The sequence below is a fragment of the Rhizobium sp. SEMIA 4085 genome (assembly GCF_013004495.1).
GTDB lineage: Bacteria > Pseudomonadota > Alphaproteobacteria > Rhizobiales > Rhizobiaceae > Rhizobium > Rhizobium gallicum.
On the sequence record NZ_JABEPH010000136.1, the window covers coordinates 1 to 14,069 of the forward strand.

At 60.7% G+C, this 14,069-nt stretch carries 15 protein-coding genes and 2 pseudogenes; 5 read left to right on the forward strand and 12 right to left on the reverse strand.

Translation table 11 applies throughout. From position 1 onward, the window contains the following. The 4 genes and pseudogenes from C9413_RS15355 to C9413_RS15370 all read right to left on the reverse strand — a co-directional run. Positions 1 to 98 (reverse strand): annotated as a pseudogene (locus C9413_RS15355) (homoserine kinase); the annotation flags it as partial. Between the two features lie 231 nt (positions 99 to 329). Then, positions 330 to 1,334: a 4-hydroxy-3-methylbut-2-enyl diphosphate reductase gene (gene ispH / locus C9413_RS15360; protein WP_039844194.1), complete on the reverse strand. Its 1,005-nt coding sequence runs from the start codon at positions 1,332 to 1,334 to the stop codon at positions 330 to 332. A gap of 63 nt (positions 1,335 to 1,397) precedes the next feature. Beyond that, on the reverse strand, positions 1,398 to 2,153 hold the full coding sequence (locus C9413_RS15365) for an SURF1 family protein (RefSeq protein WP_039844193.1): 756 nt from the start codon (positions 2,151 to 2,153) through the stop codon (positions 1,398 to 1,400). Beyond that, positions 2,146 to 2,529 (reverse strand): DUF983 domain-containing protein, encoded by a 384-nt coding sequence (locus C9413_RS15370; RefSeq protein ID WP_039844192.1) that lies wholly within the window; start codon positions 2,527 to 2,529, stop codon positions 2,146 to 2,148. Before C9413_RS15370 ends, C9413_RS15365 begins: the two co-directional genes overlap by 8 nt. 127 nt (positions 2,530 to 2,656) lie before the next feature. On the opposite strand from C9413_RS15370, the gene C9413_RS15375 reads away from it, so the two are divergent. Continuing rightward, on the forward strand, positions 2,657 to 3,298 hold the full coding sequence (locus C9413_RS15375) for a chloramphenicol phosphotransferase (RefSeq protein ID WP_039844191.1): 642 nt from the start codon (positions 2,657 to 2,659) through the stop codon (positions 3,296 to 3,298). A gap of 56 nt (positions 3,299 to 3,354) precedes the next feature. Here the strand turns inward: C9413_RS15375 and C9413_RS15380 are convergent, their stop codons facing one another. The 6 genes from C9413_RS15380 to coxB all read right to left on the reverse strand — a co-directional run bounded on the left by C9413_RS15380 (position 3,355) and on the right by coxB (position 8,674). After that, positions 3,355 to 4,233, reverse strand: a complete 879-nt coding sequence (locus C9413_RS15380) for a cytochrome c oxidase subunit 3 (RefSeq protein WP_039844190.1) — start codon at positions 4,231 to 4,233, stop codon at positions 3,355 to 3,357. A gap of 61 nt (positions 4,234 to 4,294) precedes the next feature. Further along, a complete protein-coding gene (locus C9413_RS15385) occupies positions 4,295 to 4,903 on the reverse strand; it encodes a cytochrome c oxidase assembly protein (RefSeq protein ID WP_170250609.1) in 609 nt (202 codons plus the stop codon). 4 nt (positions 4,904 to 4,907) lie between these two features. Continuing rightward, a complete protein-coding gene (locus tag C9413_RS15390; protein WP_022716477.1) occupies positions 4,908 to 5,045 on the reverse strand; it encodes a hypothetical protein in 138 nt (45 codons plus the stop codon). Beyond that, the gene (locus C9413_RS15395; protein ID WP_022716478.1) at positions 5,045 to 6,001 is read right to left on the reverse strand and encodes a heme o synthase; all 957 of its coding nucleotides are present in this window, start codon (positions 5,999 to 6,001) and stop codon (positions 5,045 to 5,047) included. Before C9413_RS15395 ends, C9413_RS15390 begins: the two co-directional genes overlap by 1 nt. A 66-nt stretch (positions 6,002 to 6,067) precedes the next feature. Next, positions 6,068 to 7,765 (reverse strand): cytochrome c oxidase subunit I, encoded by a 1,698-nt coding sequence (gene ctaD, locus C9413_RS15400; protein ID WP_022716479.1) that lies wholly within the window; start codon positions 7,763 to 7,765, stop codon positions 6,068 to 6,070. An 18-nt stretch (positions 7,766 to 7,783) separates the two neighbouring features. Beyond that, positions 7,784 to 8,674, reverse strand: a complete 891-nt coding sequence (gene coxB / locus C9413_RS15405) for a cytochrome c oxidase subunit II (RefSeq protein ID WP_039844188.1) — start codon at positions 8,672 to 8,674, stop codon at positions 7,784 to 7,786. 341 nt (positions 8,675 to 9,015) lie between these two features. Between coxB and C9413_RS15410 the strand changes: the two genes are divergently transcribed. The 3 genes from C9413_RS15410 to C9413_RS15420 all read left to right on the forward strand — a co-directional run bounded on the left by C9413_RS15410 (position 9,016) and on the right by C9413_RS15420 (position 11,633). Then, the gene (locus C9413_RS15410) at positions 9,016 to 9,636 is read left to right on the forward strand and encodes an invasion associated locus B family protein (RefSeq protein ID WP_170250610.1); all 621 of its coding nucleotides are present in this window, start codon (positions 9,016 to 9,018) and stop codon (positions 9,634 to 9,636) included. Between the two features lie 76 nt (positions 9,637 to 9,712). Next, positions 9,713 to 11,128, forward strand: coding sequence for a metalloprotease TldD (tldD, locus tag C9413_RS15415; RefSeq protein ID WP_039844187.1), 1,416 nt, complete (start codon positions 9,713 to 9,715; stop codon positions 11,126 to 11,128). Between the two features lie 16 nt (positions 11,129 to 11,144). Further along, positions 11,145 to 11,633 (forward strand): GNAT family N-acetyltransferase, encoded by a 489-nt coding sequence (locus C9413_RS15420; RefSeq protein WP_039844186.1) that lies wholly within the window; start codon positions 11,145 to 11,147, stop codon positions 11,631 to 11,633. Between the two features lie 261 nt (positions 11,634 to 11,894). Here the strand turns inward: C9413_RS15420 and C9413_RS15425 are convergent, their stop codons facing one another. After that, positions 11,895 to 12,194, reverse strand: coding sequence for a MazG nucleotide pyrophosphohydrolase domain-containing protein (locus C9413_RS15425; RefSeq protein ID WP_039844185.1), 300 nt, complete (start codon positions 12,192 to 12,194; stop codon positions 11,895 to 11,897). Positions 12,195 to 12,269: 75 nt separating this feature from the next. Next, on the reverse strand, positions 12,270 to 13,535 hold the full coding sequence (locus tag C9413_RS15430) for a D-alanyl-D-alanine carboxypeptidase family protein (RefSeq protein ID WP_039844184.1): 1,266 nt from the start codon (positions 13,533 to 13,535) through the stop codon (positions 12,270 to 12,272). Positions 13,536 to 13,755: 220 nt separating this feature from the next. Here C9413_RS15430 and C9413_RS15435 point away from each other — a divergent pair. Then, positions 13,756 to 14,069: pseudogene (locus C9413_RS15435) on the forward strand (polysaccharide deacetylase); the annotation flags it as partial.

The following is a 14,069-nucleotide window of genomic DNA, read 5'->3' on the forward strand; positions in this document are numbered from 1 at the left end:
CCGCCGCCAATCCACTTGTAGGAAAGCAAAGTGCCTGCATCATACTCCGTCAAAAACCACTTCAAATCGTCTTCTGAAATATCGGTATAGACTGCCAAGGAGGGCTCTCACATTAAATACGCAAAGGGGCAGTGGTGAAGCGCATGGGGATACCCCCCTTTGTCACTTCGTGACATCTCCCCCACAAGGGGGAGATCAAAAGCATGCGTCTTGCCTTGCACTCTATCGTCTTCGTCGCGATTGCCGGAGACGGTGCTACTGCCGATCTCCCCCTTTGTGGGGGAGATGCCCGGCACGGCAGAGGAGGGTAAGCGGCACGATCCAAGCCTCTAATCCCCGTTCACAAAAGCCATGTCAGCCGTCGTCAGCTCGATGTTGCGCAGTTCCCGGTTGACCAGGAAATGCTCGTTTTCCTGCACGGTCTCGGCAAGCTCCACCCTGGCGTCGAAACGCGCCCGGAAGGCCTCGATGATCTCGTTGACGATCACTTCCGGCGCGGAGGCACCGGCGGAAAGGCCAAGCGTCGAAATCGGACCTATCTCGTTCCAGTCCAGTTCAGCGGCGCGCTGCACGAGGATCGACTTCTTTGCCCCTGCCCTCAGCGCGACTTCGACAAGGCGCTTGGAGTTGGAGGAATTCGGCGCACCGACGATGATGAAGAGGTCGCAGCCGGATGCGGCCTGCTTGACCACTTCCTGGCGGTTGGTCGTGGCATAGCAGATCGAGTCGGCGGCGGGTGCCGTCAGCTTCGGGAAACGCTGCTCGAGACGCGCAATCACGCCGGCCGTGTCGTCGACCGAAAGCGTCGTCTGGGTCACGTAGCCCAGATTGTCGGGATCGGCAGGCTGATAGGCATCGGCGTCTTCGACCGTCTCGATCAGCGAGACCGAGCCCTCGGGAAGCTGACCCATCGTGCCGATGACTTCCGGATGACCGGCATGGCCGATCAGCACGACATGGCGGCCGAGGCGATTGTGCCGCATCGCCTGCTTGTGAACCTTGGAAACCAGCGGACAGGTGGCATCGAGATAGAAAAGATTGCGGGCGTTCGCATCTTCGGGAACGGACTTCGGGACGCCGTGCGCAGAAAAAACGACGGGCTGGGCTCGGTGCTCTGCCGGTATTTCATCGAGTTCTTCAACGAAGACCGCGCCCTTGGCCTCCAGTCCCTCGACGACGTAGCGGTTATGTACGATCTCGTGGCGGACGTAGACGGGCGCGCCATAGGACTTCAGCGCCAGCACGACGATCTGGATGGCGCGGTCGACGCCGGCGCAGAAGCCGCGCGGTCCGCAAAGCCTGATCGTCAATGGAGGTTTCGCCGCTATGTTCATGTCATGTCCGGTAATCTGGGATAGGGGCTGTCTAGCCCAATATAAGAAGGAATTGAAGCGATACTATTGCGAGGCCGGCTTGCCGCGCCCGCGGAACCACGAGATCGCAACGATCACGACCAGCACCGCCGCCAGGCCATACCAAGTAAAGGCATATTGCAAGTGGTTGTTCGGCAGGTCGACGTCGGTGACGCCGCCGATCGGCAGGCCTTTCGGATTGGGCGTCGAATCGGCATCGACGAAGAAGGGCAAGACGCTCGCCTTGTTGAGACCAGTGCTTGCTGCCATCACGTCGAGGTCTTTCCAGTAGAAGATGTTCTTAGCGACATCGTTGTCCGGTACAAGCCGGGAAGGTTTTCCAGGCAACTTTTTGCGCGTCAGGCCGGTGACCATCTGCTCGCCGGTCAGTTGGCCCTGCATGCGCATTTCCGGCTCCTTGTTCTCAAAAGGAACGAAGCCGCGATTGACGAAGAGGTAGCGTCCGCCGGCAAGCTCAAGCGGGGTGTAGATGTAATAGCCTGTCTGGCCGCGCCAGGTGGCGAAGAAGTGCCGCTCCTTGTTGTTCACATAACGGCCGGTTGTCGTGACGGGCCGGTACTCGATGTCGCCGCCCGAGGCGAGCATCCGCTCGATATCGGCGAGCGGTACCGGCGACGAGGCGCGGCGCTGCGCAATACTGGCGATCAGCCCTTCCTTCCAATGCAGGCGCTCCACCTGCCAGGTGCCGAGCGAGACGAGGATGGCGAGAGCAATCAGCACGGCAATGCCGGTGAAGACCGGCAGCCTGCGACGCGCAGCCACGGCCTGGGTATCAGTCACTGGAAATGCGTCCTTCACGGGCATTGTGGCGGTATTGCACGGCGATCAGGATGCCCTTGCACCAACGCAGCGCCACCAGCGAAAGAGCGATCGTCAACGGAGCGAACAGCAGAATGTGCAGCCAGATCGGCGGCGAATAGTTCACCTCCAGCCAGAGCACGGAGCCGATGATGATGAAGCCGACGATGAGAATGACGAAGACGGCGGGGCCATCGCCGGAATCGGCGAAGGAATAATCGAGGCCGCAGGCTGCACAGCGTGGCCTCACCGCGAGCACGCCATCGAACAATTTTCCCTGTCCGCAGCGCGGGCAGCAGCCCCGCATCCCGGTCCTTACGGGATCCACAGGGGGAAAATTTGCACTGTCTTGGCTCATCGTCTTCCTTTCGGCCGGAGATCATTTTCAGCCGCGCCTTAACTCTCCCATAAAGTATCTGCAGGACGAAAGGAAATAGCTGCGCGATTTCGCCTCAGCGATTCGCGCCAAACAGAAGAAGAAGCTGATGAGTAACGAGAACCCTGCGGGCCAGATCGTGATCCTGAACGGGGCGCCGCGAAGCGGCAAGACGACGATCGCGAGAGCCGTTCAGCAGCAGTTCGAAGGACCTTGGATGAACCTCGGCGTCGACATCTACAATGCCGCGACGCCGGCGCGCTACCTGCCGGGCATCGGCCTTCGCCCCGGCGGCGAGCGCCCCGATCTTGAGGAACTGGTGCCGTTCTTCTACGCGGCACTCTACGAGTCCATCGCCATCCATGCCGGGCTCGGGCTGAACGTCGTTGCCGACCTCGGTCATCACGACGCCTTTTCGCAGCCGCTCGGGATTCTCACCGATTGCGCCCGGCGGCTTGAAGGTTTCCCGGTTCTCTTCGTCGGTGTGCGCTGCCCGCTCGACGCCATCATGAAGCGCCGCAACATCGAGGAGCCCGGGCGCGAGAATCTTTACGAAAGAGGCAATGGCGAGATCCCTGTTCCGGACCCCGTGCGGCGCTGGCAGGAGGAGGTGCACAGGCCGGGTATCTACGATCTCGAGCTCGATACCTCGGTACTGACGCCATATGAATGCGCCGAGGCGATCCGGCACCAACTCGATCTCGGAATTGCGGAGCCATCGGCCTTCGAGCGGATCGCTGCTTCAAGGTAGCGATGAAAAAAGGCGGGCGCCGATGGCTCCCGCCTTGCTAATTTTCTTTCGGTCCATCAGCCTGCCGCGACAGGAGCGCCCCAGCCGCCCCAGACGTAGATGCAGAAGAACAGGAAGAGCCAGACGACGTCGACGAAATGCCAGTACCAGGCGGCGGCTTCGAAACCGAAGTGCTGCTTCGGCGTGAAGTCGCCACGCAGCGCGCGCAGCAGGCAGACCAGCAGGAAGATCGTTCCGATCTGCACGTGGAAACCGTGGAAACCGGTCGCCATGAAGAAGGTGGCGCCGTAGATCGAGTTCTTGAACGCGAAGGGCGCGTGCATGTACTCGTAAGCCTGGACGCCGGAAAACAGGACGCCGAGCAGGACGGTGAGCGTCAGGCCCTGAATGAGACCTCTGCGATCATTGTGCAGCAGCGCATGATGCGCCCAGGTGACCGTCGTGCCGGACAGCAGCAGGATGACGGTGTTGTAGATCGGCAGGTGCCAGGGATCGAGAACCTCAATGCCCTTCGGCGGCCACTGGCCACCAGTATATGCAAGGCGCGACGCCTGGATTGCTTCATTCGCAAAGAGACTGGCGTCGAAATAGGCCCAGAACCAGGCGACGAAGAACATCACTTCCGAGGCGATGAACATGATCATGCCGTAGCGCAGATGCAGCGAGACGACGCGGGTATGGGCACCCTCATGAGCCTCCCTCACCGTATCGGCCCACCAGCCGTACATGACATAGAGTATCAGTACGAGGCCGATGTAAAACAGCCAGGGCTGGGCCCATTCGACGCCAAAAAGATGGAGCGAACCGCCGTTCAGGTAGCGCATATAGCCGACGCCGCCGAATGTTACGATGAAGGCGCCAAGCGACGCCAAAATCGGCCACGGGCTTGGGTCGATGATGTGGTAGTCGTGATTTTTCTGATGCGCATCGGCCATGTCAGATCCCCGGGATGTCTTCCTTCGCTTCGCCTCCGGCATAGCCGGAAACGATCCTCAATCAAAGTTTCTTTTCAACCTTCTGCGCTCTACCCTCGTTCGAAGCCACCGGCTCCGGTCCCTCTTTCGGGTAGAACGTATATGACAGCGTAATCGTGTGGATGTCTTTCGACTCGACGGCCTTGGTAATATCCGGATCGATATAGAACACTACGGGCATTTCAAGCTTCTGGCCCGGCTTCAGATCCGTTTCGGTAAAGCAGAAGCACTGGATCTTGTTGAAGTAGCCCCCCGCCTCGCCCGGCGTCACGTTGAAGACTGCCTGGCCGCGTTGCGTCTCGTTCGACTTGTTCTCCGCCACGAAATTGACCTGGATGGTCTCGCCGATGCGCGGATTGACCTCGCGCTGCACCGGCTTGAAGTCCCAGTACAGGCCCGACGCCACATTGGCGTCGAAGGTCACGCGCATCTTGCGGTCGAGGATGACGCTCGACGCCTGATCGACACGCTGCGTGGTGCCGTTGTAACCCGTCATCTGGCAGAAGATGCGGTAGAGCGGAACCGCGGCATAGCTCATCGCCGTCATACCGATGACGAAGCTCAGGCACATGAAGACGACGGCGCCGTTGTTGCGGCCCTGCTTGTTCTGTGCGTTTACGGTATCGCTCATCGGTTTATCCTCCGTGCCCGGTGAACTTCACGATGGTGATGGCGTAGAAGAGAACGCAAAGGCCAGCAAGGGCGAGGCCGAGAGCGATGTTCCGGTTGCGGCGCGACTTGCGCTGCGCTTCCGTGAGCTTGACCGTTTCCATCAAAGCAAACCTCCTGCATGCGAGACCAGCATGGAAGCGAGCCGGTCTATCAACAGGGCAGAAAAGATGGCGAAGAGATAAAAGATCGAGAAAGCAAAAAGCTTCTTCGCCGGGATCATCTTGGGATCGCCATCCGGCATGCGCCAGACGGCGATCGAACAGTATATGAAGACCGCGCCGAGCGATGCCGCGACAAGACCATATCCCGCGCTCGCAAAGCCGAGGAAGGACGGAACGACGCCGCACACGGCCGTCAATACGGCATAGGCGACGATCTGGTGCTTGGTGGCGCGCTCGCCAGATACGTTCGGCAGCATCGGCACGCCGACGGCCTCATAATCGCGCATCTTGAACAACGCGAGCGCCCAGAAGTGCGCCGGCGTCCAGAGGAAGATGATGAGAAACAGGACGGTGCTTTCGATCGTCACCGAATTCGTCACGCACGCCCAGCCAATCATCGGCGGGAAGGCGCCGGCGGCACCGCCTATGACGATGTTCTGCGGCGTCGAACGCTTCAGCCACATGGTGTAGATGACGACGTAGAAGAAAATCGTGAAGGCGAGGATCGATGCCGAGAGCCAGTTGACCGCGAGGCCGAGGATGACGACCGAAAAACAGGAGAGGATCAGGCCGAAGGCCAGTGCTTCCTTCGGCGTGATGCGACCTGCCGGAATCGGGCGGCGCGCGGTGCGGGTCATGATGGCGTCGATATCGGCATCGTACCACATGTTAAGCGCGCCCGAGGCGCCTGCGCCGATGGCAATGCAGAGGATCGAAATCAGGCCGAGCACGGGATTGATGTGGCCGGGTGCCAGCACGAGGCCGGCAAAAGCCGTGAAGACCACGAGCGACATGACGCGCGGCTTCAGAAGCTCGAAATAATCGCGCGCACTGGCTTCCGACAGGAGATGTTCGCCGTCGTTCACAAGTACCTCGTGATTGTTTATGACCCTCATTCTTCCGTCCTGCATTCTTCAAGGCCGGGCGCCGCATTTGCATGCGGCGCCCGGAATATCAGCATCTTACTTGATGCGCGGGAGCTGTTCCCACTGGTGATACGGCGGCGGCGAAGGCAGCTGCCATTCGAGCGTCGTGGCACCTTCGCCCCACGGATTGTCGCCGGCGACGCGCTTCCTGGCGAAGGCTTCGAAGACGCCAAAGAGGAAGATCAGCACGCCGAAGGCCGAGATGTAGGAGCCGATCGAGGAAACGTAGTTCCAGCCGGCAAATGCATCCGGATAGTCGATGTAACGGCGCGGCATTCCAGCAAGGCCGAGGAAATGCTGCGGGAAGAACACCAGGTTGACCCCAATGAACATGACCCAGAAGTGCAGCTTGCCGACGAACTCGTTGTACATGTAGCCGGTCATCTTCGGGAACCAGTAGTACCAGCCGGCGAAGATGGCGAAAACGGCACCGAGCGACAGAACGTAGTGGAAATGTGCCACGACGTAATAGGTGTCATGCAGCGAGCGGTCGAGACCGGCGTTAGCGAGCTGAACACCCGTCACGCCGCCCACCGTGAACAGGAAGATGAAGCCGATCGCCCAGATCATCGGCGTGCGGAAGGTGATCGAGCCGCCCCACATCGTTGCAATCCACGAAAAGATCTTCACGCCCGTCGGAACGGCGATGACCATCGTCGCGAAGACGAAGTAGCGCTGCGCATCGAGCGACAGGCCGACCGTATACATGTGGTGGGCCCAGACGACGAAGCCGACGGCACCGATCGCGACCATGGCATATGCCATGCCAAGGTAGCCGAAGACCGGCTTGCGCGAGAAGGTCGAGATGATGTGGCTGACCATGCCGAAGCCTGGCAGGATCAGGATGTAGACTTCCGGGTGACCGAAGAACCAGAACAGGTGCTGGTAAAGAATCGGATCGCCGCCGCCTTCCGGCGCGAAGAACGACGTGCCGAAGTTGCGATCGGTGAGCAGCATGGTGATGCCGCCTGCCAGAACCGGCAGCGAGAGCAGCAGCAGGAAAGCCGTGATCAAAACGGCCCAGGCGAAGAGCGGCATCTTGTGCAGCGTCATGCCCGGAGCGCGCATGTTCAGGATCGTGGTGATGAAGTTGATCGCACCGAGGATCGAGGAGGCTCCCGCGACATGCAGCGCAAAGATCGCAAGATCGACCGCCGGACCGGGCGTACCGGAGGTGGCAAGCGGCGGGTAGAGTGTCCAGCCGCCGCCGGCACCGTAAGCGCCCGCCGGGCCTTCGACGAACATCGAAAGCACGAGCAAAAGGAAGGCGGGAACGATTAGCCAGAAGGAAATGTTGTTCAGACGCGGGAATGCCATGTCCGGCGCACCGATCATGATCGGCACCATCCAGTTGGCAAAACCGCCGATCATCGCCGGCATGACCATGAAGAAGATCATGATCAGCGCGTGCGCAGTCGTGAACATGTTGAACATCTGCTTGGCGCCGTCGATGGCGGCGTCGCCTTCGTAACCATAGACCATCGAGGCCAGGCCGTGGAAGATCTGGATGCCTGGCTCCTGAAGCTCCATGCGCATGGCAACAGAGAGCGCGCCGCCGACGATGCCGGCAATGATCGCGAAGATCAGGTAGAGCGTGCCGATGTCCTTGTGGTTCGTCGAAAAGAACCAGCGGTTGACAAAGCTCGGCTTGTGCGAGTGGTCGTGATGATCGTCATGCGCATGAGCGTCATGCGAGTGATCATGAGAATGATCGTGAGCGGAAGGTCCAGCCATTGTCCCGAGCCCCTTCTATTACTGTATGTTTTCGGCGACGTCGACGGTCTTTGCAGGACCGTCGGTGGCAGCCAGGAGAGCCTTGTAGGCTCCAGGAAGATCAGAAGCGGCAGCCGTCAGCCACTGCTTGTACTTGTCTTCGGACACGACGCGGATCGCGATCGGCATGAACGCGTGATCCTTGCCGCAGAGCTCGGAACACTGGCCGTAGAACAGGCCTTCGCGCTCCGTCTTGAACCAGGTTTCATTCAAACGGCCGGGAACGGCGTCGATCTTGATGCCGAAGGACGGCATGGCGAAAGCGTGAATAACGTCGGTCGGAGCGGCCGTCACGAGAACACGGACCGTCTTGTTGACCGGCAGAACCACTTCGTTGTCGACGGCGAGCAGACGCGGATAGGTGGCGAGGTCGGACTTGCCGGCAGCTGCGCGATCTGGATCCTTGAGCAGGTAGGAATCGAAGGCGAGCGGCGTCTCGCCGGTGCCTGCGTATTCGTAATTCCACTGCCACTGGGTGGCCGTCGCTTTCAGCGTGACATCCGGGTTTTCCGGTAGGGTGAGCTGCGCCGTCAAAAGGTTGAACGACGGAACGGCAAGGAAGAGAAGAACGAGAACCGGCCCGACCGTCCAGATGACTTCGATCAGCGTGTTGTGGCTCGTCTTCGAAGGCACCGGATTGGCGCTGGCGCGGAACTTGAAACAGGCGACGATCAGCAGCACGAGAACGAAAAGCGTGATCGGAACGATGAACCACAGCGTATATTGTTCGAACCAGCGGATTTCCCGCATGATCGGCGTTGCCGCCGGCTGCAGCGTTGCCTGCCACGGCAGCGGCTGATCGGCAAGACTGCCGGAAGCAAAAAGCAGACAGACCAGCGCGGCCAGTGCTGCATAAGCCTTCTTAATCACCTTAGTATCTCCCTCGAGCGCTTGATCTGCCACAAATCGAACGCAGAATCCTTGCCATCTTCAGCGCTTCAAACCACAGTTTGCCATCTACCGCAACAGGCCAGAGCGATTGTCTATGCGGCATTTTTGCCTAAAGTCAAATTCCGCAGCCAGGGCAAAACATTCCTGAAGATTTTCATGGTCATATGAAAAAGACCGGCTGCAACCAATCCGCCCTCCCGACAATATCGGCGAAAGGTCCTATTTCTGCCGTAGTCCCCCGGTTTTGACGGGGCGGGGCTTTTCATTTCCGATGGCGGCCTTCAACAATAGCGGCACTGATTCGAATTCCAGAGGTTTCCATGGGTTTCCGTTCCCTCGCGCGGTCGCTTATTCTGACCACCAGCATCGCAGCCGCGGCGACAACCCCCGTATTTGCCCAGCAGCAGCCTGCGCCGAAGCCGCCTGCCCAGCAACCGGCACCAGCACAGCCGGCACCAGCGCAACCGGATCGCCCGCAGCAGGCAACGCCCGGACAAAGCCAGCCACAGGCCCCCGGAACCGTGAAGTCCAACCACGGCGCATGGTCCGTCGTCTGCGACAAGCCGGCTGGCGCTTCGGCCGAGCAATGCGCGCTGATGCAGAACGTGATTGCCGAAGACCGGCCGGAGGTCGGCCTCTCGGTCGTCGTGCTGAAGACCGCCGACCGCAAGTCGAAGATCCTCCGCGTTCTGGCGCCGCTCGGTGTCCTGCTGCCGAACGGCCTCGGCCTCAATGTCGACGGCAAGGACATCGGCCGCGCCTATTTCGTGCGCTGCTTTGCCGACGGCTGCTACGCCGAAGTCGTGCTCGAAGACGAGCTGCTGAAGACATTCCGCCGCGGCACCAGCGCCACTTTCATCGTCTTCCAGACGCCCGAAGACGGCATCGGTATTCCGGTCGACCTAAAGGGCTTTGCAGAAGGCTACGACGCCCTGCCCTGATAGGGGCTTGCTCGAACAGCTCTGCGGACCTACATCGGCCTGGAAGCGTTTCTGCTTCGAAGCGGAGAATACGACTATGAATACCGACCTGCTGACGCTGTTCGACGCCGACGAAACGACGATGCGCAAACACGTTGCCGAGGCGCTTTCCGGCTCCGATGACGGCGAGCTCTTCATCGAGCATGCGCAGGCGGAATCGCTGATGTTCGACAATGGCCGCCTCAAGGGCGGAAGCTTCAATACCGAGCAGGGTTTCGGCCTTCGCGCCGTCGCCGGCGAAGCGGTCGGCTACGCACATGCAGGCGATCTTTCGGTTGCGGCACTGAAGCGCGCGGCAGAGGCCGTAGGAGCGGTCACGAAGGGCTATTCTGGCAGCTACGCCGCAGCGCCCCAGCGCACCAACAAGAAATTCTACGGCGACGAGAACCCGATCGGCTCGCCAACCTTCGAAGAGAAGGTTAAAGTCCTGACCGATATCGATGCATACCTGCGCGGCAAGGACGACAAGGTGCGCCAAGTGACGGCCTCAGTCGCCGCAAGCTGGCAGGTTGTTGATATCCTGCGCGCCGATGGTCATCGCGTTCGCGATATCCGCCCGATGACGCGCATCAACATCTCCGTCATCGTCGGGAAGGACGATCGGCAGGAAAGCGGCTCCTATGGCAGCGGCGGGCGCATCGGCTTCGGCGATTTTATTGCCGAGGGCAATTGGCAGTACGGCGCCGACGAAGCGCTTCGTCAGGCACTCGTCAATCTCGAAGCGATCGAAGCGCCGGCCGGCACAATGGATGTCGTTCTCGGCTCCGGCTGGCCGGGCGTTATGCTGCACGAAGCGGTCGGCCATGGCCTCGAAGGCGATTTCAATCGCAAAAGGACCTCGGCCTTCGCCGGCCTGCTTGGCCAGATGGTGGCTGCACCGGGCGTCACCGTGGTCGATGACGGCACGATCGATAGCCGACGCGGCTCGATCACCATCGACGACGAGGGCACGCCCTCCGGCTACAACGTGCTCATCGAGAACGGCAAGCTCGTCGGCTACATGCAGGACCGCCAGAACGCCCGGCTGATGGGCATGCAGCCGACCGGCAACGGCCGCCGCCAGGGCTATGCCCATGTGCCGATGCCGCGCATGACCAACACCTACATGCTCGGCGGCGACAAGATGCCGGAAGAGATCATCGCTTCGGTGAGGAAGGGCATCTATGCCGTCTCCTTCGGCGGCGGCCAGGTGGACATCACCTCCGGCAAGTTCGTCTTCGGCTGCACCGAGGCTTACCTCATCGAAAACGGCAAGATCGGCGCACCAATCAAGGGCGCGATGCTGATCGGCAACGGCCCGGATGCGATGAAGCGCGTATCGATGATCGGCAACGATATGAAGCTCGACACCGGCATCGGCAATTGCGGCAAGGCCGGGCAGTGGGTTCCGGTCGGCGTCGGACAGCCGCATCTGCGCATGGACCAGGTGACCGTTGGCGGCACGACAACCTGACGATCCGGAGGTGGCGATGAGCGAGATCGAGATTAGACCCTTCGCCGCCCCTGACATCGATGGCGTCTTTTCGGTCATCCTGCCGATCCAGCGCGACGAATTCGGCTTCGCGATCACAGCCGACGACCAACCGGATCTGCAGGTCATCCCGGATTTTTACCAGTCCGGCAAGGGCCAGTTCTGGGTCGCGGAGCTTGACGGCGTCATCGTCGGCACGATCGGCCTCAAGGATATCGGCAACAACCGGGCAGCGCTCCGCAAGATGTTCGTCGCCGCGCCCGTGCGCGGGCCCCGATACGGCGTTGCCGCAAGGCTGCTCGACACGCTCTTTACCCATGCCAAAGCGCACGGCATTCTCGAGATCTTCCTTGGCACGACCGACAGGTTCCTGGCCGCGCATCGCTTTTACGAGAAGAACGGCTTCACTGAGATCAAGCGCGGCGACCTTCCCCGCTCCTTCCCCTTGATGGCCGTGGACAACAAGTTCTACCGGAGGGAAGTCTAGCGATCGTCCACCGGACCAGAGTCTCAGTTCAGGAGTAATCTTTGGCGGCAGAAGTTCCTGCTGAATATCACCTCGCCTGGATGTTCGGCGCATGAAACGCGTTTTGAGGCCCGCCAGACGCTAAGGCAGGTATTTTGAGCTGATGAACGAGCCGCTCCCCTGGACGAACGAAAGGGAGCGCGTCTTACACCGAAGAACAGGGCGGGTGGTCGATCGCCGGGAGCTTGCGTGGCAAGTCGACTTTCCTGAAGCGCACCCAGCTCACGGCCTAAACAGCCACTTGCGCTCGATCGCTCGTGCGAGGTCGATGCCGTTTTGGCGGGCGAAAAGCAGGATGTGGCCGAGCATGTCCGCCGTTTCGTCGGCGAGGTCCTGCTTCAGCTCGTCCGGCGCCTTGCCGTTCGGGCGCCCTCTGCCGCTCAGGCGGTTCCAGGCCTGCGTGAGTTCGCCCATTTCTTCCTGCAGCTTCAGGAGATACCAATCCGGATCTCTTTCGATGCCATGCACTTGAGCATAACGGCGGGAAGAGGATTCGAACTGTTCCGCGAGATCGGCAAGCATCGGCGTTCTCCTTTTGTATCCAAAACAGGAGAAGGCCGATTCGTCCGGATTGTCCAGCGAAGGATGTTTGGGAGCTTAGCCTTGGTTGGCGAGCAGCACGCAATCGTAGGAGCGCTTCTTGAGGGCTTCGCAAGCGGCGGTGGCGGCCTGCTCGCTTTCGAACCCGACGAAGCTGGCGCGGTAGATGGCGTTGGCGCCGGCGCCGAAGGCTTCCGTATAGGGCGTTGCGGATTTCAGCGCCGTGCCGCCTGCGGACTTTGCCTGCGCAAGCAGCGCACGGGCGGCGTCGGCGCTTGGAGCGGCGGAAATCTGGATCTGCCAGCCGCGGATCGACGGCTGCGGCTTGCCAGCATTGGCCATTTCCTCAAGTGCTGCCGGACGCTCCAAGGGAACGGCTGCGGTGTCAGAGTAACCGAGCGCGAAAGGTGCGGTGCCGGTTTCAGCTTCGCTTCGTGGCGCGGCGGCTGCAAGCGGTGCATCCGCATCGGCGGCTGAGGCGACTTCGACCGGCTGCTTGGCGCCGACGCTTGCAAGCAGCCTGCCGCCGCTAGAAGCGCGGCCGAGATACTTGTCGAGTAGTGCGGCCATCTGGGCATCGCGGCTGCGGGCCGTGCGGCCGCCGAGAACGACGCCGACGACGCGGCGGTTGCCATCGCGCACGGCGCTCACGAGATTGAAACCGGAGGCGTTCGTGTAACCCGTTTTGATGCCGTCCATACCCTGGTAGCGAACCATCAGGTTGTTATGTCCGCGGATGGTTTTGCCGCGGAAGGTGAACGCCGTCATCGAAAAGAGCCGGTATTCCCTCGGATAGTGTTTGAGCAGCGCAACGCCAAGGGTGGACATGTCGCGGGCCGTCGTCACCTGCCGCTTATCCGGCAGGCCGGAAGCGTTATAAAAGACGGTACGGTTCATGCCGAGCTGACGGGCCTTCTGCGTCATTACGCGGGCGAAGTTGCTTTCGGAGCCTGCGAGCGTTTCGCCCACCGCGGCCGCGGCATCATTCGCGGATTTAACGATCATCCCATAGACGGCTTCGCGCACGGTGATCGTTCCGCCCGCCTTCACGCCGAGCTTTGTCGGCGGGCGGCTGGATGCGTATTTCGACATGACGATCGGCGTGTCCCAAGTGATCTTGCCGCGGTTCAGCGCCTCGAAGGTGAGGTAGAGCGTCATCATCTTGGTGAGCGACGCCGGGTGGTTCAGCACATCACCGTTCTCGGACGCGAGAACCTTGCCTGTCCGGGCATCGAGGATGAGGGAGGCGCTGCCGGCCATGGCCGCGATCGGTGCCGAAACGGCAAGCGTCACAGCTAGAAATGCGGCCAACAACCTTTTCATGAAGTCCCCTCAATACAAGTGCCGACTGCGGCGAAGCCAAAACATGTCCCGTTCTGCGACAGAAGCCGCTAATTTGGCGCGACTTTGACGCAACGGACACTGATTTTTTGAGTTTTCTTTGCTCTTGGTGAACGGAACGTAAAGATTTCACCCGAAAATGCAACGTTCAACAACGCTTAACACCATAATTGATAGGTTCGCCCGTCTTCAGGGAGGCGCAATGCACAGGCTGTGGAAAAGTCGCGCGAAACGGATCGCCATTACCGGCGGGCTCGAAGCTGCGCATCTCATCGCTGCTCTCCGGCTCATGCGCAGCGCGCGCGGGCGCGGCGCGATCTTCACCCTCCATCATGTCAGGCCGCACGAGCCGCATGCTTTCGAGCCGAATGCACACCTCGAAATCACGCCGGAATTTCTCGATGCGGCGCTGACGCGGCTTGCGCATGACGGGTACCGTTTCGTCGCGCTGGACGAGGTGCGGTCATTGCGTGACGGACGGGCGAGCGAGCAGCCGGTCGCAGCGGTGTCTCTGGG